We start from the raw sequence: 26,696 nt of genomic DNA on the forward strand, positions 1-26,696 counted from the left end.
CGCCTCCCGCACGGCCTCGGCACCGCCGCAGTGCCGCACCGCCAACTCGCCCAGCGCGGCGGCGAACCGGGCCGCCTCCCGCACCTTCAGCGGCTGCGCCGAGCCGCTGACCCGGATCACCGGCACCGTGCCGCGCCCGGCCGGCAGCCCGGCCAGCGGCCGTTCGCTGCCGCCGCCGCCCAGCCAGGCGCCGCGCAGCCACGCCTCGGCGATGGCCACCAGCCGCAGCCCGGTCAACGGCAGGCGCCGCCCGCCCAGCCGCAGTTCGTGTTCGGTCAGCGTGACGGACGGACTCAGCGGATTCCACGAGCGCTTCTCCGCGTAACGCGTCAACTCCATGCCTGCCGGCCCCCGTTCCCCGATCCCTCGCCCCCTGCGGGCACATCATGTGACTTATCTGGGGGCCGGGTAGTTCCCGGAACCCCGGGGTAGGGCTGTCTGCCGATCGGGCGACCCGAGCAGCCAACAGAGAAGACACCGCCATGGCACAGCCGTTCGCACTGCCGGACTTCTACCTGCCGCACCCCGCGCGGCTCAACCCCCATCTGGAGCAGGCCAGATCGCACGCCACCGCGTGGGCCCGCCGGATGGGGATGCTGGAGGGCTCCGGCATCTGGACCGAACGCGACCTCGCCGACCACGACTACGCGCTGCTCTGTGCCTACACCCACCCCGACGCCGACGCCGAGCGGTTGAACGTGGTCACCGACTGGTACGTGTGGGTCTTCTTCTTCGACGACCACTTCCTGGAGACCTTCAAGCGCTCCCAGGACCGCGCCGGCGGCAAGGCGTACCTGGACCGGCTCCCCGCGTTCATGCCCCTGGACGACGCCCCGACCCCCGCGCCCAGCAACCCCGTTGAGGCCGGGCTCGCCGATCTCTGGGCCCGCACCACGCCCGCGATGTCCGCCGCCTGGCGCGCCCGCTTCGCCGAGAGCACCGAACACCTGCTCAACGAGTCCCTCTGGGAGCTGTCCAACATCAACGCGGGCCGCGTTCCCAACCCCGTCGAGTACATCGAGATGCGCCGCAAGGTCGGCGGAGCGCCCTGGTCCGCCGGGCTGGTGGAGTACGCGGCCGGCGCCGAGGTCCCCGCGCGGGTCGCCGCGAGCCGCCCGCTCCGCGTGCTGCGCGACACCTTCTCGGACGGCGTGCACCTGAGGAACGACCTCTTCTCCTACCAGCGGGAGACCGAGGAGGAGGGCGAGCTGAGCAACGGCGTGCTGGTGTGGGAGACCTTCCTCGGCTGCACCACCCAGCAGGCCGCCGACGCCGTCAACGACCTGCTGACCTCGCGGCTCCAGCAGTTCGAGCACACCACGCTCACCGAACTGCCCACGCTCGCCGCCGAGTCCGGGCTCGACCCGGCCGAACAGCTCGCCCTTCTCGCCTATGTCAAGGGCCTCCAGGACTGGCAGTCCGGCGGCCACGAGTGGCATCTGCGCTCCAGCCGCTACATGAACGAGGGCGTCGTCGACGACCGGGACGCCCCGCCGCTGCCCGGCGGCTCGTTCCCGCTCCCGCTCGGGCCGACCGGGCTCGGCACCTCGGCCGCCGCGCTCGGCCGGGCCGCCGCTTCGGCCCTCCCCGCCGCGCTCGGCCGGGCCGCCGCCTCGGCCAGTCCCGCCGCGCTGACCCGGCTCGGGGAACGGCGGCTGCGCACGTTCAGCCACCTGCCGCACCCCGTCGGGCCCTCCCAACTCCCCGACTTCGAGATGCCGTTCGAGGTCCGGCTCAGCCCGCACCTCGACCGCGCCCGGCGCCATGTCGTCGCCTGGGCCCACCAACAGGGCCTGCTGCTGCCCCAACCCGGCCAGCCCGCCTCCCACATCTGGGACGAGGCCGACCTGGTCGCCTTCGACTTCCCGCTCTGCGCCGCCGGCATCCACCCCGACGCCACCGAGGACGAACTCGACCTCAGCTCCTGCTGGCTCACCTGGGGCACCTACGGCGACGACTACTTCCCCGCCGTCTTCGGCCGCGCCCGCGACCTCGCCGGCGCCCGCGCCCGCGTCGCGCGCCTCCCCGGGCTGATGCCGGTGGACGGCGAACCGTCCGCCGTTCCGCTCGACGCGCTCGAACGTTCCCTGGCCGACCTGTGGGCGCGGACGGCGGGGCCCATGGACGTCGAGGCGCGACGCGCCTTCCGCACCACCATCGAGACCATGACGGCCAGTTGGGTGTGGGAGCTGGAGAACCAGGCGTTCAACCGCGTCCCCGACCCCGTCGACTACATCGAGATGCGCCGCGCCACCTTCGGCTCGGACCTCACCATGAGCCTCTGCCGCATCGGCCACGGCCGCACCGTGCCGCCCGAGGTCTACCGCAGCGGACCCCTGCGTTCCCTGGAGAACGCGGCCGCCGACTACGCGGCGCTGCTCAACGACGTCTTCTCCTACCAGAAGGAGGTCGAGTTCGAGGGCGAGCTGCACAACGGGGTGCTGGTGGTGCAGAACTTCCTGAACGCCGACTACCCCACCGGTCTCGCCGTCCTGCACGACCTGATGAAGGGCAGGATGCGCCAGTTCCAGCATGTGGCCGCCCACGAACTGCCCGTTCTCTACGATGACTTCGGGCTCGACGACGATGCGCGCGCGGTGCTCGCCGGCTATGTGAAGGAGCTGGAGAACTGGCTCGCCGGCATCCTGCGCTGGCACCGGGACTGCCACCGCTACGGCGAGGCCGACCTGCGCCGGCTGCGCGGCCCGCGCGGCATCGGCACCACGGCGGCCCGGCCGCCCCAACAAGCCGGCGCCCCCGTCCATGGTCTCCGGACGGGGGCGCCACCTGGTGTGGAGAACGCGGCGGCTCAACGCCTCCCGGGCAGCGGGACGTTGGCCCAGTCCATGTCGGTGGCCAGATAGAAGCTGGGATACGACGGCTGGTTGTAGGTCGTCTGCTGGCGGGCGACCTCGACGCGGTACTGCGGGTCGTGCATCAGGGTGTACAGCTTGTGGTCGGTGACCTCGGTGCTGGTGTAGATCCGGATCGCCGAGCTGTCCTCGGTCCGCACCAGCATCTCCTCCCGCCAGTCGCCGTGGATGTCCGCGACCAGCGAGGGGTTGCCCTTGGTGCCGTTGTTGGTGCGGGTGCCCTCGGCGGTCAGCAGCGTGCCGCGCTGCCAGTCGTCGATGGTCGGGGTCGCGCTCTCCGCGCCGTTGACCAGCTGGGTGGTCGGCTCGGCGGCGAACCGGATGCTGGCGTTGGTGCCCGGCGTCGCGTCGCCCCGCCGCTCGCCGCCGGCGGTCCACAGCCCGACCCCGTTGGAGCCCCAGGTCTCAAGTCCCGGCTGCTCGGGGTCGATCTCGCCGATCATCCCGCGCCCGGTGTCGACTCCGGTGTAGGTGCCGTAGAGCACCTCGCCGGTCTCGGCGTCCCGCAGCGCGTGCCCGTACGGCGCGCCCGGGCCGCCCTCGTGGACGGTCAGGATCTCCAGTCCTGGGTTGGTGGGGTCGATGTCGGTGACGTGCATGGCGTCGCCGTGGCCGAGTTTGGCGGTGTCGCCGGGGGTGGGGGATTGGGGTGGGAGGGGTGCGGTGGAGGAGTAGAGGAGGTCGCCGTTGTCGTCGAGGGTGGCGGAGCCGTAGATGATCTCCTGGCGGCCGTCGTGGTCGATGTCGGCGGAGGAGAGGGAGTGGAAGCCCTGGGTGGTGAGGGTGCCGTATTCGGGGTGGGTGCCGTCGCGGCCGTGGGGGGAGTCGTTGAAGGGGTTGGTCATGGGGGCGTGGCCGGAGTCGATGGTCCACTGGGTGCGGATGCGGTGGCCGTCGTAGTGGTAGGCGGCCAGGGTGGTGCGGGTGTAGTAGCCGCGGGCGAAGACGGCGGCGGGGGTGTGGCCATCGAGGTAGGCGACGGTGGCCAGGAAGCGGTCGACGCGGTTGCCGGGTTCGATGCGGGACATGGCGTAGTCGCCCCACAGCAGGCCGTCGTCGTCGCGGTCGGGCCAGTAGCGGACGGTGTCCCGCTCGGCGCCCGTTCGGCCGTCGATGACGGTCAGGTACTCGGGTCCGTCGAGGATGAAGCCTTCGAAGGCGCGCAGTTGGTTGCGTTCGGAGCGGGCGGGGGCGTAGGTGTCGATGAAGTAGTCGGCCAACGCTTCGGCGTCCGCGCGGTTGAGCGGGTAGTCGTAGGTGGGGTCGGTGCCGAGGGCTTCCTCGATGGTGGCGGGCCAGTTCCCGGCCGTCACCTCGGGGTGGTCGGACCAGTCCTGGAACATGCCGACCAGGTGCTGGTAGTAGTCCTCGGCGGAGAGGCGGTAGTCGTCGCTGTGGCGGATGCCGGCGCGGATGTCCTCGCGGGGGAGGGTGATGGGGCGGGTTGAGGTGGGTCGGCCACGGTCGTTGTAGCGGGTGATGGTGGTGCCCGGCGCGGTCTTGAACATGATCTCCGCCCGGCCGTTGCCGTCGAAGTCATAGACCAGGAACTGGGTGTAGTGCGCGCCGGCGCGGACGTTGACCCCGAGGTCGACCCGGTGCAGCAGGGTGCCGTCCAACTCGTAGGTGTCCAGGTAGACGTTGCCGGTGTAGCCGACCTGGGAGACGTCCTTGGAGTTGGAGGGGTCCCATTTGACGACGTACTCGTACGCGCCGTCGCCGTCGACGTCCCCGACGCTCATGTCGTTGGCGGAGTAGGTGTACTCCTCCCCCGCCGGGGTCACCCCGCCCTCGGGGCGTCGCAGCGGGATCTCATGGAACCCCTCACCCGCCGCCGTGACGGCCCGACTGGGCCGCTGCTCGCGCCCGTCGACCAGGGCGGCGACCCGGTAGGAGGAGTCGGTGGTGCCGTCCGGATCAAGGAAGTTGGTGGAGTCCGTCACCGTCGCGATCGGCCGGCCATCCCGGTAGACACGGAAGTCCACACCGGTCAGCCCGGTTTCGGAGTGCCCGTCCGCCTCCTGACCCAACAGCCGCCAACTCAGAAACACCCCCTCCCCACTGGCCACCGCCACCAACCCACGATCCAACGCCTCCAGTTCAGGACCACGGTGCTGGTCGTGGCCCCCGCCGCGCGCCGAGGCGGCGGCGTCGTCCGCCAGCGCGCCGGGCGCGCCGCTCGCCATCCCGGTGGTGAGCAGCGCGGCGGCCAACAGCGCGACGCCGGCGCGGCGGGTGGTGGTGGTTCGTCTGAGGGCTGGTGTTGGGCTTGGCGGTCTCATGTGCGGCTCCTCCTGGCGGAGTTGAGTCGATTCATTTTCGGAAGGAGAGGGCGGGGAGAGTTGGGTGCGCGGGCACTCGAACGGGGCTGGCGGCGGCGCCCGTTGCCGTCATGTGAAGCGTTTCAATGAAGCGGGTGGCCGCGACGCTATGAGCGCACCCCGGAGCCCGTCAAGGGTCCGGTCACGGAACGTTTGCCCCGGGGCGTTCCCTGGGCCTCAGCGCCAGGTGCCCTGCCAGTCGTAGAGCGGGGCGGTGGTCTGGTACTCGCGCAGCTCGACGACCCGGCCGTCGGCGACCCGGGCGACCGTCGCGCCGTCGAAGGCGGTGCGGTCGCCCTGCCAGGTGCACTCGAACGTCCACTGCGCGACCTCGCGGTCGCGCGCGACGAAGTGGTCGGTGACCGCCCAGCGGTGCACGACGCCGCCGTCGGCGAACCACTTCCGCGCCCAGCGCCGCACCGTGTCGCAACCGTGGTAGACGGGCCCCCAGGCCGTGTCCGCACAGTCTCGTCGGGCCCGCGACGCCATACACGGCACCTCGCTGCGTTACCGAATCGCGCGAATACGGCCAAGTATGAGCTGCGATCCGGTGCCTTGCGATGCACCGCGTCATGGGGGCACCTCCCAGGCCCTCGAGGGCCTGGGGGAGCCGCGGGCTGATCCGACGAGACTATGCGGACACGACCTAACACTCCGTGATGACGCAGTCCTCGGCGACGGCGTCGGCGACGCGTGCCGGGTCGCCCGCCTCCCAGGCGTCGATGTACTCGGTCAGCGCGCTCATCCGGCCACGATAACGAGGCGACCCGGGCCGGGCCCTCGGGCGTCTGGCTCCCCCCGGGCGGGGTGGTGCGGGGTACACCCCGCTCGGGTGGGTGGACGGGCTGTCCGTGGCGGGCCGGGCCGGAAGGATCGTTCCTGACAGCGAAGGCGGGCGCGGCGGGTGCTCGGAGCGGACGGGAAGGCGGGGACGACATGGCGACCGAGGTGCTGGAGCGGACAACGGCGCACGGGGACGCGGGCGTTGTGGCCGGCGGCGGCCGGGGCCTCGCGGCCCGGGACGGGGAGCGCGGGGCCGTGTCCCGCGAGGGGTGGGGCGCGGCGACGGCGCGGGCGCCGTGGCGCGGGCTCGGGGTCGCGCTGGCGGGGCTGTTCGTCTCGGTGCCGTTGTTCTGCCTGGCGGTGGTCTCGATCTCGCTGATTCCGGTCGGGATCGGTCTCTTCACGACGCCGGTGGTCTTTGGCTGGATCGCGAGCTTCGCCGACTGGCGGCGTTCCCTGGTCGCCCGGTGGGGCGGGCTGCCCGTGCCGCCGGCGCGGCGGGACGACTGGGTGCGGGGAGCGCCGGCGCCGGCCAGGACGCTGGCGCTGCTGGGGGACCCGGCCAGCTGGCGTCAACTGTGGTGGCTGCTCGTCGACATGACCGCCGGGGTGGTCACCGCCCTGCTGCCGGTGGGCCTGATCAGCCACGGGGTGTGGGGCTATGTGCTGGCGGCGGGCGTCTGGGAGCCGATCCACGACGCGGACGGCACCCACTGGTACGCGTTCGTTCCGGTCAACGACCAGGCCTCCGCCAACCTCGCCGCGCTGACCGGCACGGGGTTCCTGCTGGTGGGGCTGCTGACCGCTGGCGTGCTGCTGCGCGGCCACCTCCGGCTGACCCGGGCGGTGCTGGGCACCGCGTGAACCGGTTCCTTCCCGGGGTCACCCCCCGTCTCGTCGCGTCGCCTTCGTCGGGCGCCGTGCCCGGCCTACGGTGGGCGGGCGCACGGTTCCGCCGGGGGCGACTACGGCGTTGTCACCCGCCGGGCGTCCCCCAACTCCCGGGAGCCGAACCGATGATCGATGCCCATGAGACGTCCTTCCTCCGCCGCGCCATCGGCCTGGCGGCCGAGGCCCGCGCCGGCGGGAACCCGCCGTTCGGCTCGCTGCTCGTCGGACCCGGCGGAACGGTGCTGGCGGAGGAGCGCAACACCACCGTCACCGAGCGGGACATCAGCCTCCACCCCGAGCTGAAGCTGGCCGTCTGGGCCGGCCGCGAACTCGACGCCTCGACGGCCGCCGCCACCACGATGTACACCAGCTGCCAGCCCTGCGGGATGTGCGCCGGCGCGATCGAGCGCTCGGGGCTGGGGCGCGTCGTCTACGCGCTCTCCACCGAGCAACTGCGCGCCCTCACCCCGCCGTTCGCGCCCCCCGCCCTCCAACTCGACGGCCCGCACCTGCTGGAGGAGGCCCGCGTCCCGATCGAGGGCTGGGGCGCGTGAGCCGCCGGCGCCCGGGGTGAAGCGTCCGTGCCAGTCCGTAGCAGTGGTCCTCGCCCCGCGTGTCGGTGAAGTGGCACAGGCGACTGCGCTGGGCGTGTTCCGGCGTGATCTTCGCGCCCTGCCAGGCGGGAATGGGCTCCTGGCTCGGGTCCCAGCCGGCGGCGGATCGCTCCAGGCGTTCGAGCAGCGTGCGCACCTGGATGAGGGCCGGGAGTTGCAGCGCGTCCAGATCCTGCTTCACGCGGGGCAGGAATCGGAGTGAGGGAAAGAAGTCGGCTCGCCCGTCCCACAGTTGGGCGGCGGAGAGCACGGCCCCCAGTCCGCTGGCCCGCCCCCACGCTTCGTGTGGCTTGAGATCGATGGTGCGCGAGGCGTGGCGCACGGATTCGGTCGTCTCGCGGATCTCCGGCTCGCCCCGGTCGTTCTCGGCCAGCACGCGAAAGTCCGCTTCGAGCCAGGACCGGTGCCAGGCGGTCGCCACCGGGAGGCTCACGCAGAGCCCGCCCATGAGGTGGGCCGCGCCGATGCCCTCCGCAGGCTCGCCCGCGTACTCGCATTCGACCTCCTCGGTCGCGGGCCGCCGCGCCAACACGTCGGCGAACGGGGAGCGGTTGCGCAGCGCCTTGATGAACTGGCGCTGCGTGCGATGGCGGTTGTCGGCCGCCCACTGCTGGTAGACGTGGCCTCGGGCCAACTCGGATCGGTTGAGCGGGCTCTGGGTGATCAGGGCTATCTCGCGCCAGGTGCGTGCCTCTTGCAGTACCGCGACGAACTCGTTCATCGCCTCGGCCACCTCCGCCGGGGTGGCGCCCGACGCGCAGCCGGGATGTGCCCCCTCTTGACCGAGAGCCGCAGGCCATTGAGGACGTGGTCGGAATGCGTCTCCACGATGAGCTGTCCGCCGGCGGCGACGGCGGCTGTCGCGAGGTAGGCCAGCGAGGTCTGTCCCTGCGGATGGAGATGCGCCTCGGGGTTCTCCAGCAGGATGAGCGAGCCTGGCCCTGCGGTCAGACAGGCGACAACGATGGGCAGCGCATAGGTCAGACCGAAACCGACATTGGTGGGCCGGTACCGGTTCGAGGCGTTGACACCCGAGCCGAAGCCGTAGCTGAGCCGGACGCTGTCGGTGCCGTCGATGCCGATGGCCTGAAGGCTGACTCCGGGGCAGAGCTGCCGCATCCACGCGTCGGCCTGGTTGAGCAGGGTTCCGGAGTCCGTCGAGGGATGCCGGAGGGCGGGACACACCTCGTCATCCTGGTAAACGCGCAGGTAGTTGACCGTGTGCTCGCCCCGGGCGCCGAGAGAACCACGCCGCACGACGGCGTGGTGCGAACGTGGATAGCTCAGCTCGGGGACGATGCGATCGGCTCTGAGATACTGGAATCCATGCCGGAAGAGGGCCGACAGATGCGCATGGTGGTGGAACGAGGTCAGTCTGAGCAGGTCGTCCTCGGGGCCGTAGACCGCACGCACGGAAGCGACGGCGACGTCCTCGCCAGACTCCGACAGGAGGGAGATGCCGATGTCCGGAGCGTCCTTGGGGTATGCCTCGTGGCGCACGTCCTGTCCGGTCCCCAGCTGGACCAACTCGCCGTTGAGCAGCAGACCTGACTCTTCCGGGCCGTCGTCCAGCACGCCCGCCTCATGGGACTGTCGCAGCAGCGCCAGAGCCTGGAGAACGGTGCTCTTGCCCGAGGAGTTCAGCCCGGTGAGGAGGGTGAACGGGGCGAGGTCGATGTCCTGTCGGCGGAATGCCTTGAAGTTGGTGAGACCAATCCCTCTAATCATCGAGAACTTCCCGCAGCATGTGGTCGATTGACTCGAAGCGCAAGCGCACCTTGCGGACGTCGCCGGTGCCTGCGGAGACCGAGTTGAGGAACTGTGGGTCCTCCATCAGGGAAAGGTAACTTCCGGCAACCCTGATCCTCCGGCGACTGAGTTCGGCGACATCTTCCGAGAAGTAGCGTGACAGCGTCACCGACTGAGCCTCGAAGAGCGCCTTGTTCACCGGGGACCGTCTGGTGCTGTGGCGGAAAATCTTCCGGAACGCGCTGTCGCCGAAAACGGCGCGACTGTCGTCCATGGCCTGGCGGAACTGGGTGGCGAGCCGCTCCCTGTCCCGGTCGCTCATCGCATTGATCCGGTGCATGGCCTTTCTCAGGAAATCGTCCAGGTCGCCGCCCGTGTAGGACTGAGGCGGAGTCAGGACGAACGCCAGAAAGCGCAGGCACATCTCGCGGTCCGCCATGCGATCCGGGGAAACGGTGCCCAGGGTCGCCGTCTTGAACTCCTCCGATGCCGCCAGTTCGGCGAGGAAGCCGCGCGCCGGCCCAGGAACAAGGGCGTGACGAAGTTCCTGGTGGCTCAGGGCCCGCCCACCGGTGTTGATGCGGGCGAAGATGTTGAACTTGACCTCTTCCGGTGTTCCTCGACGGATGAGGTGCACCACCAGCTCGGTCTCCTCTATGCGTGTCTGAAGGCGCCCCGGGAGGTCGGAGAACGTCGCACCGTTGAACTCGGTGAGGTATTCGAGATCCGTCAGTCGCAGCGGCTCGTTGTCGATGGCCTCGGGGGCGACGAACCGGGCGATGGTGGAAAGTCGTTGAATTCCGTCGACCACTGCCCAGGTGTCGTCCTCGCCCTCCGCCGCGTAGAGCGTCGGCAGCGTGATGCGAAGGAGTAGCGACTCGATCAGTCGGCTCTGCGCTTTCTGGTTCCAGATACCGGCTCGGCGTTGGAAGTCCGGAGCCAGATCCAGTGTTCCCCGCCGAATGCGTTTCAGGAGGAGGGAAACCGTAGGATTGCGGGTCTGGACCTCGATCAGCTCGGGGTTGAACGGCGTGTCGATGCGTTCCCCGACGTCCTCCATCTCGACATCAGTACTGAAACCGGCGTCGTCCAGCTCAACCGGAAGGTCGTTGGAGGGATGCCCGTCCTGGGGCACCGTCGCTCCGTCACGCATCGACTCACCGTTCCTTGCCGCCATCGCCGCGCTGCCAGCTAAGCATCGTATGCGCCGAGCCGGGGAAAGCGGCCTTGGCCGGTTCAGATCTCCTTCTCGGCCCGGTCCTCGGCCCCGCTCTCCTCGTCGTTCTCGTCCTCCCACTCCTCCTCCGCGTCCTCCGGCTTCTCCGCCTGGGCCGCCAACTCGGTGTAGTAGTCCAGCTGCTCGCCCCGGCTGCGGGCGATGCGGTGGACGTCGCGGAGGGCGGCGGTGAGGCAGGTGCTGAGGTCGAGCAGGTCCTCGCGGGTGGCGTCGGTGTCGTCGATCGTGTCGGCGGAGAGGCCCAACACGGCCTCGGCGTAGAGCATTTGCTCACGCTCCAGCGCGTTGGCGTACTCGGTGACCCGTCCTCCGCCGTTGCCGGCGAGGTAGCAGGGCCGGCCCTGGTCGTCGCTCCAGGGCAGCAGGCGGGCGGGCTTCTGGTCGATAACGATCATGTTGTGCACTCCTCGACTCAAGGACGGCCAGTTGCGGCCGATGTGTAGCGAACCCCTCACAGCCTGAGACCAGCGGAACTAGTCTCGCCAGGGAGTAGCGGGTGACAGCTGACCCGTCGCGGGAGAGGCAACGATGAGCAACACCTATGGGGAGTGGTTGAGGAGCCGACGCGAGGGCGCCGGCCTGACGCAACAGGAGCTGGCCGAACGGGCGATCATGACCCGCTCGCACATCTCCCATATCGAGGCCGGGCGGAGAGTCCCCTCCCCGGAGGACGCGCGCCGCCTCGACAAGGCGCTGAACACGGGCGATGTGCTGAGCACGTTCCTGCCGAGGGCGGACGAGGGCGGCCTCGCCGACTACTTCGAGCCAGTGCGGGCGCTGCAACAACAGGCCACGATGATCCGCGAGTTCGCGATCTCCTATATCCCGGGACTGCTCCAGACCGAGGCTTACGCGCGTGCGGTTCTGGGGTCGGCGTTCCCCCCGGTGGGGGAGGAGGAGCGTGACCGGCGGGTTGTCGCACGAGTGGAACGCTCCCGGCTCCTCGACGACCCGGTGACGCCCGTACTCTGGGCTCTCATCGACGAGGCGGCGCTACGCCGTGTCGTGGGCGGACCCGAGGTGATGGCCGAACAGATCGATCATCTGGTGCGGTTGACCGAGGCCGGGCGGATCAGGACCCATGTGATGCCGCTCAAGAGCGCCTATGAGCTGATGGAAGGCACACTGTCGTTGATGTGGTTCGAGGATCAGCCTCCCTGTGCCTACAGCGAGGGCCATGCCTTTGGCCGGTTGCACGATGCTCCGGCCGTGGTCGAACGCCTCCAGGCCATCTACGATTTGGCATTGGGCGAAGCCCTGCCCCAGGAAGACTCCGTTGCCCTGATGAGGGCCATCGCGAAGGACCACGTAACCCCATGACTGACCGCACCATCCCCGACGTCGCCCCATCGCGCGGCTGGCGTAAGTCCTCCTACAGCGGGCCGAACGCTGACAACTGTCTGGAGGTGTGGGATGGGCATCCGGCGGGGGTTCCCGTTCGGGATTCGAAGCGGCCGGAGGGGCCGGCGCTTCGGTTTTCGGCCGCCGCCTGGGGTGCGTTCCTCGATCTCGCGAAGGGGTGACTCCGTTGGATACCGCGTCGCGCGGCTGGCGTAAGTCCTCCTACAGCAGCCCCAACGCTGACAACTGCCTGGAGGTACAGGACGGGCATCCGGCGGGGGTTCCCGTTCGGGATTCGAAGCGGCCGGAGGGGCCGGCGCTTCGGTTTTCGGCCGCCGCCTGGGGTGCGTTCCTCGACGATCTGGAGCGGCCGGCCCCACCCCGGGGTCGTTGAACGAACTGTTCACTTCCCGACGGACACCAGAACCGTCGCCCCGCCTCGCGGGCACGCCTCAGCCCCGGCACGGGACGCTGCGCGGGGGCGGGGGCGCGGTCCCGTCCGCCAGCGGGATCGTGAGGGTCCAGGCCCTGCGGACCGCGTCCAGCAACGGGCGCGCGCTGTACGGCGACACCGCCAACTCGCGGCGCGCGTCCGCGAGCGTTTCGGGGTCGCCGTCGGCGCCGCGTAGCGCGGCCACCTCGCGGCGGGTGGTGAAGCCGGGGCGGCCGAAGACCTCCAGCAGCGTCAGCGAGAAGTACGCGTAGACGGCCGCCTCGTCGAGCAGCACGCGCGCGTCGTCGCCGGCGGGTGCCGGCCGCGTCGCGAAGTGGGTGAGGGCGGCCTCCAGCGCCGCCGCCCGCCCGGGGCAGCAGGTGCACGCCGTGCGCAGGTGGCCCATCAGGTCGCGGAACGCGACGAGCACCGTGCTGGTTTCGGGCGTCCACCGTTGCCTGGCAAGGAGGTTGTGGAACCCGTCGAGCGTCTCGTGCACCTCCTCCAGGATCATCGCCCGCGCGATGTCGGGGAGTTCGAGCTGTTCGGTGGCGTCCTGGATCTCCAGCAGGCGGCGGGCGTAGCGGATCAGGTCGCGGGGCAGCCCGCCCGAGAGCGCGTGGGCGAGCAGCACATAGGGGTCGGAGATCCCGGGCGCGCGCTTCGTCAGCAGCGCGGTGGACTCGGCGAGGGTCGCGGGACCCACGTGCACGATGTCGTCGAGCGAGCTGTCCGTGACGTCCCGGTGCGGCAGGCCGCGTCGGACGAACGCGGCGCCCACGTCGTCGGCCACGGAGAGCAGGAAGTGCACCCGGGGTACGCCGAGCACGGCCTTGATCTCCCGCAGGAACGCCAGCGCCTGTTCGGCGGAGCCCAACCGGTCCACCTCGTCGATGACGACGACGGTCCGCTGGTCGCGGCGCGCCAGCTCGGCGGCGATGTCGCCGAGCAGCCGCTTGAAGTCGGCCACCAGCACGGGATAGTTGGGCGGAACGGTGGCGAGGGTGGCGGTGCCCGAGGCGCCGAGGGTGAGCAGCGGGGCCGCCGTTCCGCCGAGGTTGGTGGCGGCGGTCGTGGTCTGCGCGGTCTGGAGCCGGTAGAGCTGGTCCCGGCAGCGGCTGGGGAGGTCGGACTCCGGGCGGGCCGCGCGCCAGGGGCGGGCGGCGAGGCGCCACAGGGCCAGGCCGGTGAGGACGGCGAGGAGGCGCGTCGGGTTCGACGGGTCGGTGAGCAGGTCCCGGCCGGCGTCGGTGGCGAGAAGCCCCACCAGCGCGGCCAGGGTGACGCCCCAGGCGATCGGCGCGCCGACGACGACGACCCCCAGCCACACCCCTCGGGTTCGGTACCAGGTGGTCAGGCTGTCGATGAAGTCGCCGACGAGGGCGCTCAACACCACGACGGCGGGCACCACCAGCAGGCCGGCCGGCGCGCTGTCCAGGTAGAAGTCCGCCGCGTGGCGCCGGATCTCCGGGTCGAGCGGGAGTGAGAGAACGGCGCCGGCCACCAGCGCGGTTCCGGTCACGCGGGCCAGCACGCGAAGGGCGGTCGGCAGCGCGGCGGTGAACCATGTCGCCCGGCGCAGCGCCCACAGCACCACGCCGACGCCGGTGATGGCGAGGGCCGCGCCGACGCTCCTGCCGTGCCAGGCGTCGAGGCCCCAGTCGCCGAGGTGCCGGCCGAGGTCGTCGGCCCACCGTTCGACCGTTCCGCCGTGTGTCTGTCGCAGGGAGCGCGCCGTGGCGAACAGGCCCACGACGACCAGCGCCGCCGCCGGCAGCGCGTAGCCGAACCAGCGGACGCCCCTGGTCAGCGGCCGCCGCAACCCGCGCAGAGCGCGGCGGGGCAGCCGGGCGAAGTTCGGGACCTGCTGACCCTCGTGGCGGAGGTAGCCCTCGCAGACCGCGACGAAGAGGGACAGCAGGAAGTCGTGCGGCGCGTACGTCGCGGGCGCGTGGGTGACGACGGTGAAGTCGTCCGGCCGGACCGCGTTCTCCAGCAGGGTGGTCTTGCCGGCGCCACGCGGGCCGCTGACGGCGATGGCGCCGCCGTCGATCTGGTCGATCTTGCGGCGGAGTTGGGCCAGCGGGCGGTTGTCGACGTGGTAGCCGTCGCTCCCGGGGGAGCGGAGCCCCTCGGTGCTGTCGGGCAGCAGCAGGGCGTCCCGGTCCTCGCCGAGCAGTTCGTCCACCACCCGGCGCACCACGGGCGCGGTGCCGAGCGCCTGGGCGTTGCCCCATCTCCGGCCGAGGGGCTCGGCGGCGAGTTCCCACACCTCGGTGGCCAGCGCGTAGTAGGCCAGCAGCGCCCAGCGGCGGAGGCGGGCCCTGGCGCGGACGTCGGTCAGCAGCAGGACGGCGAGCAGGAGGGCGACCAGGGGCGTGAGCCAGGCGGCGAGCGCCGGGGCGCGCACCACCAGGACCACGGGGGTGGGGACGAGAAGCAGCACGAGCGCCAGCGCGGCGCGGGCGCTCCAACGCGCCAGGCGCGCGTGCTCGTTCCGCCGGGCCAGCGTCCACTCGCGCACCTTCACGGCCCGGAGGTAGTACTCGTAGCGGATGCGACAGGGCTTGATCGCCGCCTGGACGTTCTCGTGGCGGAGCATCCGGGCGTGGATGTCCTGGGTGGTGACGCCTGGGCGCGCGTCGAGGCGGCGGGCTATCGAGGGAGAGGCGAGCGCGTGGTCGACGGACTCCCGGTAGATCTCCGCGACCTTCGCGATGGGCCAACTGACCTGCTGGCCGGGCCGGGAGCCGGCGGGCAGTGTCACCGGCAGTTCGTCGTCGTCCGCGCCCGCCATCGTTCCGCCGCCTCCCTGTCAGCCGACCACGGGTTCAGCATGGCGCGTCGCCTCGGGCTCGTAACGGGCCGGTGCCGGGTCGGGACCGTTCCGTGACATGGGGTGGCGGGGGCGGTGGCAGAGTGGGGCCATGCTGGAGATCACGGTGCGCACGGAGCGCGGGGAACGGTATGTCCGGCCGGTGGGCGGGACGTTGGCGTGGCTGTTGCGCGGTCTTGGGAACGACGGGAACCGGTTCCTGGTGGTGCGGCGGGTGCCGGACCTGCCGGACGAGTTCGCGCAGGTGTGGCGGGAGGGCGCCGGCGACTTCGAGTTGGAGCACCGGAACGGCGGGCCCGAGACGCATGTCCGCACGCGGCTCGGCTCGGCCGAGTCGCTGGCCGTGGCGCTGACCGGGTGGGCGCGGCGGGACGCCGACTGGGCGGCCGAACTGGAATGGGAGCGCGTCGAGTTGCCGCCGGTGCCGGAGGTGCCGCCGCTGGATCTGCCCGCCGAGGACGTGGCGGCGTTGGAACGGCGGCTGCGCGAGACGCTGCGGTACGGCTACGTCGACCGGGACGAACTGGCGCAGATAGCCCAGGACCACCTGATCAAGGACGGTGAACGGCCGGTCTCCCGGCCGCAGGCGCGGGCGTTGGCGGACCGGCTGTGGCTGGAGCGGGTCGCCGAGCAGGCCGAGTGGGAGGGTGAGACGGACCCGGACCGGATCGAACGGGCCTTCTGGAAGCTGGCGTTCGGCGGGATCACCGCGAGGCAGCACTTCACGTGCTGCCGCAACTGCGGCAACGCGGAGATCGCCGGGGTCAGCCCGCCGGACGCGCGGGGCTTCGTCTACTTCCACCAGCAGAGCACGGAGAGCGCCGTCGCGGGCGGGAGCCTGCCGCTGTACTTCGGCGGGTTCGACGGGTCGGAGGAGACGGCGGCGGCGGTCGGGCGCGAGGTGGTGGCGGCGTTGACCGAGGTGGGGCTGACCGTGGAGTGGAACGGCTCGCCGTCCGCCGCGATCGCGGTCACGGGGTTGGACTGGCGCCGCCGGCTGGTGGGCTGAGCCGCTCACCGACGCCGCCCTCGCCGGGGAGGGCGGCGGCTCCGGCGGCCCGTTCAGAGCACCGGCTGGGTGATGGTGAACCTCGCGTTGATCCGGGCGTAGACCGTCTGCCGACGCGGCTCCAGGTCCAGCGCGGGGGGCGCGGCGGCTGGCGCGCCGGGCGCCGCGCCGTACCCGGCCGGGGCGGCTGTGCCCCGGGCGACCTCGGGCTCCATCCAGTCGGTGCCCACGTCGGCGATGTCGATCAGCCCGGCCAGCTCGGCGCCTACCGCCTCCGCGTACTCCCTGGCCCGGACGACCGCCTGCCGCACGGCCTCCTGCCGGGCCCGCCGATGCACGGGCGAGTCCGGGCGCAGCGCCCACCACGGGCCGGCGACGCTGGTCAGATCCAGGTTGGCGAGGCGGGTGGTCACCTCGCCGAGCGCGGTGAAGTCGCCGAACACCGCCTGGACATGGACCTTCCCGTGGTACGCCCGCACCCGCTCCCCGCGCCCGGTCTTCAGCTCGGGGCTGATGCTGAACGCGCCGGTCTCGATCCGCTCCACGGACTCGCCGTAGGACCTGAGGAGTTCGAGGACCGCGTTGTTGCGCTTGGTCAGGTCCTTCAACGCCGCCCGCCGGTCGCCGCCCCTGGCGCCGACGGTGACCCCTATCCGCGCCGTCTCCGGCTCCACCTCAAGCCGCGCCTCTCCGCGCACCGCGACCCGGGGAGCGCCGCCGCCCTGCGGGGCGCCGTTCGCGTGCGGCGCGTCGTTCGCCCGCGGCGCGTCCTGGGAGTCGCCGGTGCCGGCTTCGTCGGGTGTGGTGGTCATGAGGTCCTCCCCCTGGGTGCCTTCTCAACGGTCGCTCGCAGCCTAGGAGATGGCACTGACAACGCGGCCCGGGACCGGCGGCCGGGCCGGGTGCGTGGGGGAGTTGGGGTGTCGGTGCCGTGGGGCGGCTCCCGGGGCACGATTCGGCGAACTTCCTGATGAGTCGTCCGATGCTCGGTAGCGTGCCAGCCCCTCGCCACGCCGAGCAGCAGGAAGGTCACCCAACGCCCATGCGTATCACCCCGGAACCCGCCCCGCCGCCCGTCCCGCGACCGTCGCCCGCGAGGCCGCCGTCGCGGTGGCGGCACCCCGCCGTGATCGTTCTGCTGCTGGTGGTGTTACCGCCGGTCGGCATCTGGCTGGCCTGGCGCAGCGGTTGGCCGCGACGGAGAAGGTTCGTGGCCATGGGTCTTTCGGCCCTCTGGCTCGCGTTGTTCGTGTTCACCAACCCGTCCGACGAGTCCGGCGAGGAGGAACGCGCCGACGACGCGGAGGTCGCGGCGGCCGACGCCGAGGAGGAGCCGCGCGAGGTCCCGGACTTCGCCGGCCAGAACCTCGCCGTCGCCATCGAAGCCGCCGAGGCGGCCGGCTTCGCGACCGCCTCGCACGACGCGACCGAGGGCGACGCGGAGCAGTTCGCCCTCGGCAACTGGTCCGTCTGCTTCCAGACGCCCGAGGCCGGCGCCTCGCTCGCGCTGGGCGGAACGATCGACTTCGCCGTCGTGCGCGAGGGCGACCCGTGCCCGGCGGCCGACGGGCTGGCCGTGTTGGCGCCGACCGTTCCGTCCGTGGTCACGCTCTCCCACGCCGAGGCCGTGGAGCGGCTGGCCGAGGTGGGGCTGACGGAGGTCGAGGCGCGCGGCGCCTACCGGGACGTCGAACTGCCCGATGAGCACGACGACTGGCTCGTCTGCTTCCAACTCCCGGCGGCGGGTGAGGAGATCGTCAACGCGGACACCATGTCGGCGCGGCTCTCCCTCGTCGAACCCGGCACGGACTGCCCGGGGTCCGACAACGCCCGGCTCGACCCGGAGCCGGAACCCGAGCCGGAGCCTGACCCCGAGCCCGACCTCGACCCCGACCCGGAGCCGGGTGCCACGACCGGCGGTTCGGGCGGTGACTCCGGCGGTGACTCCGGCGGGTCGGTCTCCTACCGCAACTGCTCCGAGGTCCGCGCCGCCGGCGCCGCGCCCATCTACGCCGGCCAGCCCGGCTACGGCCGGCACCTCGACCGGGACGGCGACGGCGTGGGCTGCGAGAGCTGAGCGCGCGGCCGGGTGCCGCCCCGCCCCCCGCCGGGGCGGCCCCCGCCCTCCGCGTTCCTCAACGGAAGCGGTCCGCGTGCTCGGCCACCCAGTCGGCGAAGGTGCGGGCCGGGCGGCCGAGGATCTTCTCCACCGTGGGGTCGACGGTCGTCGCCGCCTCGCCCGGGTTCGCGTACCAGCCGATGACGAACTCGGCGTCCGCGCGGGAGACTCCGGTGTCGGCCAGCCGTCTGATCGCCGCCTCGTGGCTGATGGGAACGAACGTGATCTCCCGGCCGATCGCGCGGGCCAGCGACCCCAGCCGCTCGCGGAGGGTCAGCGACTCGGGCCCGGTCAGGTTGAACGCGCGCCCCGCGTCACCGCGTCCCACGTGCCCGTCCTCCAGGAGCACGGCGGCGGCGACCGCGCCGATGTCGGCCTCGTGGATCATCGCGCTGGCCATGTCGTAGGGCTCGCGCACCAGCCCCTCCTCCCTGATGGAGTCGGCCCAGGTGAGCGTGTTGGCCATGAACTCCTGCGCCTCCAGGCGCGCCCACTCGACGCCCGAGTCCACCACGGCCTGTTCGACGGGGCCGACGAAGCCGCCCCACAGCACGGTGATCCGCCGCACCCCCGCGTCCACCGCGCGCCGCACCAACTCCGGCCCGACCTCGGCCAGTCCGGCCGTCACCGTGATGTGCAGCCGGTCGACGCCGTCGAGCGCCGCGCCCAGTTCGGCGGGCGCCGTGTGGGTGCCGGCCACCACCTTGACCCCGTCGGGGAACCGCCCGGCGGCGCCGGCCGGGTTCCGGGTCAGGGCCCGAACGCGCTCCCCGCGCCGGGCCAGTTCCGCCACCACGTGCCGGCCGGTGTTCCCGGTCGCGCCCGTCACCAGCGTAGTCATGCCGAAGCTCCTCTCGCGGGCCCCAACGGGGCCGGACGAGGACGACCCTAGAAATTCAACAAGACTTGAGGTCAAGGGAACGGGCCCCCGGGCCCCCAGCCCCGCCGCTCAGGACTCGGCGGCGGCGCGGGTGGCCTGGAAGCCGCGCAGCCGCAGGCTGTTGCTCACCACGAACACCGAGGAGAACGCCATCGCCGCCCCCGCCAGCATCGGGTTGAGCAGCCCGGCCGCCGCCAGCGGCAGCGCCGCCACGTTGTAGGCGAAGGCCCAGAACAGGTTCCCCTTGATCGTGGACAGCGTCCGCCGGGCGAGCCGGATCGCGTCGCCCGCCGCCCGCAGGTCGCCGCTGACCAGCGTCAGGTCGGCCGCCTCGATGGCGACATCCGTGCCGGTGCCCATCGCGAGACCCAGGTCGGCGGTGGCCAGCGCCGCAGCGTCGTTGACGCCGTCGCCCACCATCGCCACCACCCGGCCCTCGGCCTTCAGCCGGGCCACCACGTCCGCCTTCTCGGTGGGCATCACCTCGGCGATCACATGCGCCTCCTCGATGCCCACCTCGCGCGCCACCGAGGCCGCGACCCGTTCGTTGTCGCCGGTCAACAGCATGGGCGTCAGGCCCAGTTGACGCAGCTCGGCGACCGCGCGGGCCGAGGTCGGCTTGATCGCGTCCGCCACCACCAGCACCCCGCGCGCCGCGCCGTCCCAGGCCACCGCGACCGCCGTGCGCCCTGCGGCCGACGCCTCGGCCAGCGCCCGCTCCAGCTCGGGCGGCAGCGTCAACGCCCAGTCGGCCAACAGCCGTTCCCGCCCGACCAGCACCGCGTGCCCGTCGACGACGCCCCGCACGCCGAGCCCCGCCACGTTGGCGAAGTCCTCCGGCGTCGGCAGCGCGCCCGTCCGCTCGGCCGCCTCGGCCGCGACCGCCCGCGCGATCGGGTGCTCGGACGCGTTCTCCAGCGCGCCCGCCAGCCGCAGCACCTCGGCCTCGTTCTCGCCCTCGGCGGTCGCCACCGACAGCAGTGTCATCCGGCCCTCGGTGACCGTGCCGGTCTTGTCCAACACCACGGTGTCCACCCGGCGCGTGGACTCCAGCACCTCGGGACCCCTGATCAGCACGCCGAGTTGGGCGCCGCGCCCGGTGCCGACCAGCAGCGCGGTCGGCGTGGCCAGGCCCAGGGCGCACGGGCAGGCGATGATCAGCACCGCGACCGCCGCCGTGAACGCCGCCGAGAGCCCGTCGCCCGTCCCCCACCAGAAGCCCAGCGTCGCGGCGGCCAGCGTGATCACCAGCGGAACGAAGACCCCCGAGATCCGGTCGGCGAGCCGCTGGACCTGCGCCTTCCCGTTCTGCGCCTCCTCCACCAGCCGGGCCATCCGGGCCAGTTGGGTGTCCGCGCCGACCCGGGTGGCGCGCACCACCAGGCGCCCGCCGGCGTTGATCGTCGCCCCGGTGACCGGGTCGCCGACGCCGACCTCGACCGGCACCGACTCGCCGGTGAGCATCGACGCGTCCACCGCCGACGAGCCCTCGACCACCACGCCGTCGGTGCCGATCTTCTCGCCGGGACGCACCACGAAGGTGTCGCCGACGGCCAGCCGTTCCACGGGAATCCGCTCCTCGCGGCCGTTCCGCAGCACGCCCACGTCGCGGGCGCCCAGCTCCAGCAGCGCGCGGAGCGCGGCGCCCGAGCGGCGCTTGGCGCGGGCCTCGAAGTAGCGGCCGGCGAGGATGAACGTGGTGACCCCGGCGGCGGCCTCCAGATAGATGTTGCCGCTGCCGTCGGTCCGTTCGATCGTGAACCGGAACGGGTGGGTCATCCCCGGCTCGCCCGCCGTGCCGAACAGCAGCGCGTAGAGCGACCAGCCCAACGCGGCCAGCGTGCCCAGCGAGACCAGGGTGTCCATGGTGGAGGCGCCGTGCCGCAGGTTGGTCCAGGCGGCGCGGTGGAACGGCCAGGCGCCCCAGACCACCACGGGCCAGGCCAACGCCAGGGAGATCCACTGCCAGTTGGTGAACTGCCAGGCCGGCACCATGGCGAGGGCGATCACCGGCACGGTCAGCACGGCCGAGACGACCAACCGGTCCCGCAGCGCGCGGAGTCGGGCGTCCTCGGCCGCCTCGGCCGCCGCCTCGGCGGGGTGGACGGTCCCGCCGCCGGGATCGGGGGGCGGCGGGGGTGGCTCGGCGGTGTAGCCGGTGGCCTCGACCTGGGCGATCAGCTCCTCGACGGCCATGCCCTGCGGGTAGTCGACCCTGGCCTTCTCGGTGGCGTAGTTGACCGTGGCCGTCACGCCGTCCAGCTTGTTGAGCCTGCGTTCGACGCGGGCGGCGCAGGAGGCGCAGGTCATGCCGCCGATGGTCAGCTCCACCTGGTCGGTGGCGGTGCCGGCGTCGGGCGCGCTGGTCTCGGTGCTCATGTTCCGTTCCTCCGTGGGTGCCGCGTTGACGGGGCGCGCGGCCTGCTCGCCGCTCTCAGTGCCGGTGCTCGGCGTCGTCGGTCTCGTGCGCGGTGTCGGTTCCGTGCTCGGCGTCGTCCTGTTCGGGGTCGTCGTGTTCGGGGTCGTCGTGGTCGGGGTCGTCGTGGTCGGGGTCGTCGTGGTCGGCGGCGCCGACGCGGAGGGTGAACTCGGCGGTCCGCACCTCGCCCCCGTGCTGGAAGTCCAGATAGAGGCGGTATGTCCCCTCGCTGGGCACGGTGGTGTGGAAGGTGATCCCGGGCCCGGCCGGGGTGACGCCGTCGCCCGGCTCGCCCTGCGGGTGGACATGGAGATAGCCGAGGTCGCCGGCGCGCAGCGCGACCAGGTGGCCATAGGCCCCCAGATACGGCTCCAGGTCGGTGACCGGCTCGCCGTCCCTGCTGACGGTCAGGGTCAACGCGGCCTCGGCGCCGGCCCGCACCGGCCCCTCGGCGGCCAGGGCGACGGTGTAGCCGTCGACCGTGTCCGTCGCCGCCGGCTCCGGCAGCGGCTCGGGGGTGTGCTCCCCGGCCACGGCCAGGTCGGCGCCCAGGGTGAGCCCGCTCTCCTCGCCCTCGGGCAGGAAGTCGGCGAACATCCGGTAGGCGCCGGCCCCTTCGAGGGTGATCGGAACGGACCAGGTCCCGTCGGGCCCGCGCTCCGGGTGGACGTGCTGGAAGCCGGTGAGGTCCCGGCGGACCACGATCAGGTGCAACTCCTTCTCGTGACTGGTCCGGTACGCGGTGAGCGGCTCGCCCCCGGGACCCTCGATCCGGAAGGTGAGGTCGGTCCGTTCGCCGGCGGTCAGCGGCTCGGTGGGCGGGACGAGGGTGTAGCCGCGCTCCGAGATCTGGAGCCCGCCGGGGGCGGCCGGGCCCTCGTGGCCGCCGTGCCCGGCGCCATCACCACCGCCGTCGCCGTCGCCGCCGTGGGCGTCGTGGGAGGGGCGGGGCTCCTCGCCGATCGGGCCGACCAGTTGGCCGACGCCGAACGCGGCGCCGAAGGTGAGGGCGACCCCCGCGCCGAAGGCGCCGACCCTGGTCGCTGTGTTCATGGTGGGTGTCCTGTCTGTTCGGGGCGGTCCGCTGGTCGGTCGGCCGGCCGGCTGGTCGGTGTGGGGGGCATCCGGCCGGGGTCAGTGGCAGGCGCCGCCGCAGCAGCCGCCGGCCTCGGCCGCCGGCTCGGCCGGCGTCGACACCAGCCGGTAGCCCGCCTCCTCGACGGCCTCCGCCACGGCGGCGTCGGCCAACGGCTCGCCGCTGACGACCCGCATCCGGCCGGAGGCGAGGTCAACGGTCACCTCGCCGACCGAGGACAGCGCGCCGACCTCGGCGGTGACGGCGCTGACGCAGTGGGCACAGGTCATGCCCTCGACGGTGTAGACGGCCTCGACGGTCCCGGTGCTGCCGGTGGTGGGCGCGGTCATGACGGTTCTCCTGTCGCTGGTGGTGATGGCGGGGCGTCTCCGACGCTCCCCATAAAATACCCCTGGGGGGTATAAGTCAAGCGTGACGCGCCCGAGGGCAAGATACCCCCGGGGGGAATGTGGGGCGGGCTAGGGTCCCGCCCTATGGGAGACCACGAGGGCCACGTTCCCGCCGGCCCCGCCGCACCCGCCGGCTGGCGGCCGGCGCTGCGGGCCACCGCCCACTGCCTGACCGGCTGCGCCATCGGCGAGGTGCTGGGCATGGCGATCGGCACCGCGCTGGCCTGGCACACCGTTCCGACGCTGCTGCTGGCGATCGGCCTGGCCTTCGTCTTCGGCTACTCGTTCACGCTCTTCGCCGTCCTGCGGGTCGGCCTGGCGCTCAGGGCCGCGCTCGGCGTCGCGCTCGCCGCCGACACCCTCTCCATCGCCACCATGGAACTGGTCGACAACGCCGTGCTGTTGCTGCTCCCCGGCGCGATGGACGCGCACTTGAGCGACCAGCTCTTCTGGTGGTCCCTGGCCCTCGCCTTCGCGATCGCCTTCGTGGCGACGGCCCCCGTCAACCGCCACCTGATCGCACGCGGCCGGGGGCACGCGGTGGTGCACCGCTACCACGGGCACTGAAGGAACGGGGCACTGAGGGAACGGGGCACTGAGGGAACGGCCGCGCGGAACGGGGAACGGCCGCGCGGAACGGGGAGGGGGCGCGGGACCGCCGGTCGCCGTCGGCCCGTTCGTCGGCCGGCCGCCGTCGGCCCCGGTCCCGGTGGGCGGGCGCAGCCCGGCCGGCGCCAGGGCGACGATCACGCGGCGGACCCGGGCCCTGCCCGCCTCGGGAGAGACAGCCGGTGATCAGCGCACGACATCGGCCGGCTCCAGGTCGGCGCGCACCGCGCCCGCACGGTCGCGGGTCAGGCCGTCCTGTTCGGATCTTCGCGGGGGCGCGCCTCCACGAGCCGGGTCGTTGAACGCCCACCCCCGGCCGCCCGGGAGTCGACGGCGCGCGGACTGCCAAGCTGGCGGGCGTTGTTCGCGCGGCAGCGTGGTCCTCACGTCCGAGACGGGCCGGGCCCCGAGACGGGCCGGGCGCCGGGACAGGCCGGGCGCCGGGACAGGCCGGGCCCCGAGACGGGCCGGGCGCCGGGACAGGCCGGCGAAGCCGGTGCGCGCTACGCACGCCCCCACCGGCCCGCACCCACAGCCGGCCCGCCCCGTTCCCCCGCGCCCGCGCGGTCGCGGGTCAGGCCAGGCGGTCGAACCAGCGGATGATCTCGGGGATCGCCGCCACATGGGAGCCGATGTGCGGCGAGCCCTCGTGGTCCACCGGGCCCAGGTCGCGCACGCCGGCGCGCACGCCGTTCGCGCGGAGCGCGGCCAGGCAGGCCGCCGTGTTGGCGTCGACGGCCTGCTCGTCGCCCCGGGCCTGCCACAGGGTGATCGGGGCGCGCGGCGCCCAGTCGACGCAGACGCTGTGCAACTCGGCCAGCGCGCCCGCCAGTTCCGCGTTCGGCTCGGCCAGCAGCGCCAGCCCCTCCTCGGTCAGCAGCTCCGGCAGGCTCCCCGGCAGGCCGGCCATCACCTCCCGCCCGGTGTGCTCGCCGTCGAACAGCTCCTCGGCCGTCTCCGCGTAGGACGCGCGGAACACGTCGCCCGGCGCGTCATAGACGTCGTGCGACCGGTCGAAGGCCACCAGCAGATAGGCGGTGTAGGCGACGGCCCACTCCGGCGCGACCTCGCCCGCCAGCAGCGCGGGCAGCTGGCTGCCGGCGAAGTCGTAGGCGCCGCTGACCGGCGCCAGCGCGTCCAGCCGGAACCAGCCGTCGGCGCGCGCCTGGAGCGCACGCCCCAGCCCGAGCGCAGCCGACGCGCCCTGGCTGAACCCGGTCACCAGCACCTCGCGCCGCAGCTGCCGGCCCTCGCCGGCGCTGAACTCCCGCGCGGCGCGCAGCAGATCGAGCGAGGCCGTGGTCTCCGACGGCACATCCATCCACGGGTGCGGCCCGGGCCCCAGGCCCATGCCCAGGTAGTCGGGCGCGACGGTGGCGTAGCCGGCCGAGGCGTAGGCGACCACGGGCGCGGTGGCGAAGCCCCGGTTCACGGAGGGGGCGGAGCCCCGGTGCACCTCGGTGCCGTGCGCGTAGGACACCACCCGCAGCCGCCGGTCCTGGGTGCGCGGCAGCGCCAACAGACCGCTGGCGGTGGTGCGTTGGCCGTGGGCGTCCACCGTTCGGTAGGTCAGGCGCCAGACGTCCACCCCGTGCCGCGCCGCCCGGGCGTCGAAGCCCCACGCCGTCAGCTCGGCCGCCGCGTCCCGCCCGCCGGCCAGCGAGAAGAACGGCTCGGCGGTGAGCAACGCGCCGCGCGCGTGGTCCCGTTGGGCGACCTCGGCACGCGCGTCCAACGCGGTTTCCCGCTGTGCCCCGGCGAGCGCGGGCGCCGTGCCCGCCGCCACCAGCGCCACCGCGATCGCCGCCGCCAGGGCCCCGGCGGCGGCCCGCCTGCCGGTCCTCGTCCCCACCCTGTGGAAACCGCGCATCCCCGTCAACTCCCGTGTCGCACACCAGTGATCCGCCTCCAGCCTGGTCGTCGGGGCGGCCCGGCGCAGTGGGCCCAGCACCACCCGGGGCGGGGGCTGCCCCCACCCCGCGACGCCCCCTGGGCCCACTGCCCCGGGCCGCCGCGCGCCCCCAACGGCCGAGCCGCCGGCCGCCGAGCAGCGGCGCCGCCGGCGCCCAACTGGCCATCTCGGACGAGGTGTTGGCGGCGGCCCGGCCGGCTGGTGCACCTGCTCTTCCGGGTGCACCGGGTGCTGGGCGAGGGGGAGGCGCTCCGGGAGGGCGAGACCCTGGAGCTGCTGATGCGGCGCGGCTCGGAGCGGATCCACGAGGTGCGCCAGGTGATGCGCCGCGACCTGGGCATCAGCGAACTGCCGGTGCGGCGGCCACCCGACCACGGGCAGGACTGACCGGGCGGCCGCCGGCCGGGAACGCGCGGCCGCCCCCGGGGAGGGGGCGGGGGCCCGCTCGTCACGCCCCCCGTGGACATGGCGAACGGCTCCCGCCCCTCCCCGCCCGGCTTCCTCAACACCGCCGAGGGCGCCGAACGTTCCCCACGGCCCGAAGGGACCCGGCCGGTGGGACTCAGGGGCAAGCCTCGCACCCGCCACTGACAACACCCCGGCGCGCGTGGCCGCGTCGCGCGCCTCCGTTCGGCGTCGTAGCCTCGACCCGTGGCACAAATCGGACGAAACTCGGCTTCCCGCCCCCTCGGGCCCGTCGCCGGCCTGCTCGCCGGCGCCGCCGCCGGCGCGGCGGGCACCAGCGCGCTCAACGCCGTCAGTTACCTGGACATGGTGGTGCGCGGGCGCGGCGCCAGCGACACCCCGAGCGAGAGCGTGGAGCGGCTCTCCGAGGTGACCCATGTGCCCGTGCCGGGGCAGGGCGCCGCGCGGACCAACCGGATCGCCGGGCTCGGCCCCCTCCTCGGGCTGGCCACCGGCATCGGCGTCGGCGCCGCCCTCGGCCTGGGCCGCGCGGCGGGCTGCCGCCCGGGCACCACGGCCACCGCCGTGCTGGCGACCGTCGGCGCGCTGGCCGGCGCCAACGCGCCGATCGCCGCGCTGGGCATCAGCGACCCGCGCACCTGGTCGGCCTCGGACTGGCTGAGCGACCTGCTGCCGCACGCGGCCTACGGCGCGGTCACCGCCTGGACCCTGACCGGCCTCACCACCAGCGGCCGTCCCCGCCGGCACGTCCCCGACCGC

25 protein-coding genes and 1 pseudogene are annotated in these 26,696 nt (G+C 73.0%); 11 read left to right on the top strand and 15 right to left on the bottom strand.

What is annotated here, in order from left to right; all coding sequences use genetic code 11:
- Positions 1-339 (bottom strand): annotated as a pseudogene (locus EBN88_RS30560) (hypothetical protein); the annotation flags it as partial.
- Positions 340-482: 143 nt separating this feature from the next.
- Between EBN88_RS30560 and EBN88_RS31855 the strand changes: the two are divergent.
- Positions 483-2,864 (top strand): terpene synthase family protein, encoded by a 2,382-nt coding sequence (locus EBN88_RS31855; RefSeq protein WP_233580670.1) that lies wholly within the window; start codon positions 483-485, stop codon positions 2,862-2,864.
- Here the strand turns inward: EBN88_RS31855 and EBN88_RS14555 are convergent.
- From EBN88_RS14555 to EBN88_RS31860, 3 genes are all read right to left on the bottom strand, one after another.
- Positions 2,810-5,155: a rhamnogalacturonan lyase gene (locus EBN88_RS14555; protein ID WP_233580671.1), complete on the bottom strand. Its 2,346-nt coding sequence runs from the start codon at positions 5,153-5,155 to the stop codon at positions 2,810-2,812. The two genes, EBN88_RS31855 and EBN88_RS14555, sit on opposite strands and share 55 nt — an antisense overlap.
- A gap of 216 nt (positions 5,156-5,371) precedes the next feature.
- Positions 5,372-5,683 carry a nuclear transport factor 2 family protein gene (locus EBN88_RS14560; protein ID WP_122184303.1) on the bottom strand — a complete coding sequence of 104 codons (312 nt, stop codon included), beginning with the start codon at positions 5,681-5,683 and terminating at the stop codon, positions 5,372-5,374.
- Positions 5,684-5,840: 157 nt separating this feature from the next.
- On the bottom strand, positions 5,841-5,939 hold the full coding sequence (locus EBN88_RS31860) for an ester cyclase (RefSeq protein ID WP_147472728.1): 99 nt from the start codon (positions 5,937-5,939) through the stop codon (positions 5,841-5,843).
- Positions 5,940-6,130: 191 nt separating this feature from the next.
- Here EBN88_RS31860 and EBN88_RS14565 point away from each other — a divergent pair, with 191 nt between their 5' ends.
- Together EBN88_RS14565 and EBN88_RS14570 are read left to right on the top strand one after the other, a co-directional pair.
- On the top strand, positions 6,131-6,841 hold the full coding sequence (locus tag EBN88_RS14565) for a sensor domain-containing protein (protein WP_122184304.1): 711 nt from the start codon (positions 6,131-6,133) through the stop codon (positions 6,839-6,841).
- Between the two features lie 152 nt (positions 6,842-6,993).
- Positions 6,994-7,422 (top strand): nucleoside deaminase, encoded by a 429-nt coding sequence (locus EBN88_RS14570; protein WP_122184305.1) that lies wholly within the window; start codon positions 6,994-6,996, stop codon positions 7,420-7,422.
- Here EBN88_RS14570 and EBN88_RS14575 read toward each other — a convergent pair.
- From EBN88_RS14575 to EBN88_RS14590, 4 genes are all read right to left on the bottom strand, one after another.
- Positions 7,331-8,203 (bottom strand): hypothetical protein, encoded by an 873-nt coding sequence (locus EBN88_RS14575; RefSeq protein ID WP_147472729.1) that lies wholly within the window; start codon positions 8,201-8,203, stop codon positions 7,331-7,333. The genes EBN88_RS14570 and EBN88_RS14575 overlap by 92 nt on opposite strands.
- Complete coding sequence (locus tag EBN88_RS14580; RefSeq protein WP_122184307.1) at positions 8,200-9,210, bottom strand: AAA family ATPase; 1,011 nt, start codon at positions 9,208-9,210, stop codon at positions 8,200-8,202. Before EBN88_RS14580 ends, EBN88_RS14575 begins: the two co-directional genes overlap by 4 nt.
- Positions 9,203-10,384: a DUF262 domain-containing protein gene (locus EBN88_RS14585; protein WP_122184308.1), complete on the bottom strand. Its 1,182-nt coding sequence runs from the start codon at positions 10,382-10,384 to the stop codon at positions 9,203-9,205. The genes EBN88_RS14580 and EBN88_RS14585 overlap by 8 nt, the downstream gene beginning before the upstream one ends.
- A gap of 83 nt (positions 10,385-10,467) precedes the next feature.
- On the bottom strand, positions 10,468-10,863 hold the full coding sequence (locus EBN88_RS14590) for a hypothetical protein (RefSeq protein ID WP_199742361.1): 396 nt from the start codon (positions 10,861-10,863) through the stop codon (positions 10,468-10,470).
- Positions 10,864-10,996: 133 nt separating this feature from the next.
- On the opposite strand from EBN88_RS14590, the gene EBN88_RS14595 reads away from it, so the two are divergent.
- The 3 genes from EBN88_RS14595 to EBN88_RS14605 are packed head-to-tail and all read left to right on the top strand — an operon-like array spanning position 10,997 to position 12,203.
- Positions 10,997-11,788, top strand: a complete 792-nt coding sequence (locus EBN88_RS14595) for a helix-turn-helix domain-containing protein (protein WP_122184309.1) — start codon at positions 10,997-10,999, stop codon at positions 11,786-11,788.
- Positions 11,785-11,991, top strand: coding sequence for a DUF397 domain-containing protein (locus EBN88_RS14600; RefSeq protein WP_122184310.1), 207 nt, complete (start codon positions 11,785-11,787; stop codon positions 11,989-11,991). Before EBN88_RS14595 ends, EBN88_RS14600 begins: the two co-directional genes overlap by 4 nt.
- The gene (locus EBN88_RS14605; protein ID WP_122184311.1) at positions 11,988-12,203 is read left to right on the top strand and encodes a DUF397 domain-containing protein; all 216 of its coding nucleotides are present in this window, start codon (positions 11,988-11,990) and stop codon (positions 12,201-12,203) included. Before EBN88_RS14600 ends, EBN88_RS14605 begins: the two co-directional genes overlap by 4 nt.
- A gap of 58 nt (positions 12,204-12,261) precedes the next feature.
- Here EBN88_RS14605 and EBN88_RS14610 read toward each other — a convergent pair whose 3' ends face one another.
- Complete coding sequence (locus tag EBN88_RS14610) at positions 12,262-15,039, bottom strand: P-loop NTPase fold protein (RefSeq protein ID WP_122184312.1); 2,778 nt, start codon at positions 15,037-15,039, stop codon at positions 12,262-12,264.
- 130 nt (positions 15,040-15,169) lie between these two features.
- Here EBN88_RS14610 and EBN88_RS14615 point away from each other — a divergent pair, with 130 nt between their 5' ends.
- A complete protein-coding gene (locus EBN88_RS14615; RefSeq protein WP_122184313.1) occupies positions 15,170-16,087 on the top strand; it encodes a DUF6891 domain-containing protein in 918 nt (305 codons plus the stop codon).
- Between the two features lie 53 nt (positions 16,088-16,140).
- Here EBN88_RS14615 and EBN88_RS14620 read toward each other — a convergent pair whose 3' ends face one another.
- Complete coding sequence (locus tag EBN88_RS14620; protein ID WP_122184314.1) at positions 16,141-16,899, bottom strand: SIMPL domain-containing protein; 759 nt, start codon at positions 16,897-16,899, stop codon at positions 16,141-16,143.
- A 404-nt stretch (positions 16,900-17,303) separates the two neighbouring features.
- On the opposite strand from EBN88_RS14620, the gene EBN88_RS31220 reads away from it, so the two are divergent.
- Positions 17,304-18,164 carry an excalibur calcium-binding domain-containing protein gene (locus EBN88_RS31220; protein ID WP_199742362.1) on the top strand — a complete coding sequence of 287 codons (861 nt, stop codon included), beginning with the start codon at positions 17,304-17,306 and terminating at the stop codon, positions 18,162-18,164.
- 58 nt (positions 18,165-18,222) lie between these two features.
- On the opposite strand, the gene EBN88_RS14640 is transcribed toward EBN88_RS31220, so the two are convergent.
- The 4 genes from EBN88_RS14640 to EBN88_RS14655 form a co-directional block, all read right to left on the bottom strand.
- Positions 18,223-19,047 (bottom strand): NmrA family NAD(P)-binding protein, encoded by an 825-nt coding sequence (locus EBN88_RS14640; protein ID WP_122184315.1) that lies wholly within the window; start codon positions 19,045-19,047, stop codon positions 18,223-18,225.
- A gap of 108 nt (positions 19,048-19,155) precedes the next feature.
- Complete coding sequence (locus EBN88_RS14645) at positions 19,156-21,465, bottom strand: heavy metal translocating P-type ATPase (RefSeq protein WP_122184316.1); 2,310 nt, start codon at positions 21,463-21,465, stop codon at positions 19,156-19,158.
- 55 nt (positions 21,466-21,520) lie between these two features.
- Positions 21,521-22,558 carry a hypothetical protein gene (locus tag EBN88_RS30565; protein WP_158621374.1) on the bottom strand — a complete coding sequence of 346 codons (1,038 nt, stop codon included), beginning with the start codon at positions 22,556-22,558 and terminating at the stop codon, positions 21,521-21,523.
- Between the two features lie 81 nt (positions 22,559-22,639).
- Entirely contained in the window at positions 22,640-22,930 is a 291-nt protein-coding gene (locus EBN88_RS14655) for a cation transporter (protein ID WP_122184317.1), read from the bottom strand.
- Positions 22,931-23,074: 144 nt separating this feature from the next.
- On the opposite strand from EBN88_RS14655, the gene EBN88_RS14660 reads away from it, so the two are divergent.
- Entirely contained in the window at positions 23,075-23,557 is a 483-nt protein-coding gene (locus EBN88_RS14660; RefSeq protein ID WP_233580673.1) for a DUF4396 domain-containing protein, read from the top strand.
- Positions 23,558-24,173: 616 nt separating this feature from the next.
- Here EBN88_RS14660 and EBN88_RS14665 read toward each other — a convergent pair.
- Complete coding sequence (locus tag EBN88_RS14665) at positions 24,174-25,469, bottom strand: lipase (protein ID WP_233580674.1); 1,296 nt, start codon at positions 25,467-25,469, stop codon at positions 24,174-24,176.
- Positions 25,470-25,712: 243 nt separating this feature from the next.
- On the opposite strand from EBN88_RS14665, the gene EBN88_RS14670 reads away from it, so the two are divergent.
- Positions 25,713-25,898 (top strand): hypothetical protein, encoded by a 186-nt coding sequence (locus tag EBN88_RS14670; RefSeq protein ID WP_122184319.1) that lies wholly within the window; start codon positions 25,713-25,715, stop codon positions 25,896-25,898.
- Positions 25,899-26,162: 264 nt separating this feature from the next.
- On the top strand, positions 26,163-26,696 hold a 534-nt coding region (locus tag EBN88_RS14675; protein WP_233580675.1), incomplete at its 3' end, for a hypothetical protein.

The sequence above is a fragment of the Streptomyces triticirhizae genome, assembly GCF_003696235.1.
GTDB classification, from domain to species: Bacteria; Actinomycetota; Actinomycetes; order Streptomycetales; family Streptomycetaceae; genus Streptomyces; species Streptomyces triticirhizae.

Coding starts and splice junctions, on each gene's coding strand:
- EBN88_RS14655 (WP_122184317.1), bottom strand. CDS start 22,930: ATGACCGCGCCCACCACCGGCAGCACCGGGACCGTCGAGGCCGTCTAC.
- EBN88_RS14620 (WP_122184314.1), bottom strand. CDS start 16,899: ATGACCACCACACCCGACGAAGCCGGCACCGGCGACTCCCAGGACGCG.
- EBN88_RS14580 (WP_122184307.1), bottom strand. CDS start 9,210: ATGATTAGAGGGATTGGTCTCACCAACTTCAAGGCATTCCGCCGACAG.
- EBN88_RS31860 (WP_147472728.1), bottom strand. CDS start 5,939: ATGAGCGCGCTGACCGAGTACATCGACGCCTGGGAGGCGGGCGACCCG.
- EBN88_RS14565 (WP_122184304.1), top strand. CDS start 6,131: ATGGCGACCGAGGTGCTGGAGCGGACAACGGCGCACGGGGACGCGGGC.
- EBN88_RS30565 (WP_158621374.1), bottom strand. CDS start 22,558: ATGAACACAGCGACCAGGGTCGGCGCCTTCGGCGCGGGGGTCGCCCTC.
- EBN88_RS14570 (WP_122184305.1), top strand. CDS start 6,994: ATGATCGATGCCCATGAGACGTCCTTCCTCCGCCGCGCCATCGGCCTG.
- EBN88_RS14555 (WP_233580671.1), bottom strand. CDS start 5,155: ATGAGACCGCCAAGCCCAACACCAGCCCTCAGACGAACCACCACCACC.
- EBN88_RS14600 (WP_122184310.1), top strand. CDS start 11,785: ATGACTGACCGCACCATCCCCGACGTCGCCCCATCGCGCGGCTGGCGT.
- EBN88_RS14575 (WP_147472729.1), bottom strand. CDS start 8,203: ATGAACGAGTTCGTCGCGGTACTGCAAGAGGCACGCACCTGGCGCGAG.
- EBN88_RS14660 (WP_233580673.1), top strand. CDS start 23,075: ATGGGAGACCACGAGGGCCACGTTCCCGCCGGCCCCGCCGCACCCGCC.
- EBN88_RS31220 (WP_199742362.1), top strand. CDS start 17,304: ATGGGTCTTTCGGCCCTCTGGCTCGCGTTGTTCGTGTTCACCAACCCG.
- EBN88_RS14615 (WP_122184313.1), top strand. CDS start 15,170: ATGCTGGAGATCACGGTGCGCACGGAGCGCGGGGAACGGTATGTCCGG.
- EBN88_RS14610 (WP_122184312.1), bottom strand. CDS start 15,039: ATGGCGGGCGCGGACGACGACGAACTGCCGGTGACACTGCCCGCCGGC.
- EBN88_RS31855 (WP_233580670.1), top strand. CDS start 483: ATGGCACAGCCGTTCGCACTGCCGGACTTCTACCTGCCGCACCCCGCG.
- EBN88_RS14645 (WP_122184316.1), bottom strand. CDS start 21,465: ATGAGCACCGAGACCAGCGCGCCCGACGCCGGCACCGCCACCGACCAG.
- EBN88_RS14590 (WP_199742361.1), bottom strand. CDS start 10,863: ATGATCGTTATCGACCAGAAGCCCGCCCGCCTGCTGCCCTGGAGCGAC.
- EBN88_RS14560 (WP_122184303.1), bottom strand. CDS start 5,683: ATGGCGTCGCGGGCCCGACGAGACTGTGCGGACACGGCCTGGGGGCCC.
- EBN88_RS14665 (WP_233580674.1), bottom strand. CDS start 25,469: ATGCGCGGTTTCCACAGGGTGGGGACGAGGACCGGCAGGCGGGCCGCC.
- EBN88_RS14640 (WP_122184315.1), bottom strand. CDS start 19,047: ATGACTACGCTGGTGACGGGCGCGACCGGGAACACCGGCCGGCACGTG.
- EBN88_RS14585 (WP_122184308.1), bottom strand. CDS start 10,384: ATGCGTGACGGAGCGACGGTGCCCCAGGACGGGCATCCCTCCAACGAC.
- EBN88_RS14595 (WP_122184309.1), top strand. CDS start 10,997: ATGAGCAACACCTATGGGGAGTGGTTGAGGAGCCGACGCGAGGGCGCC.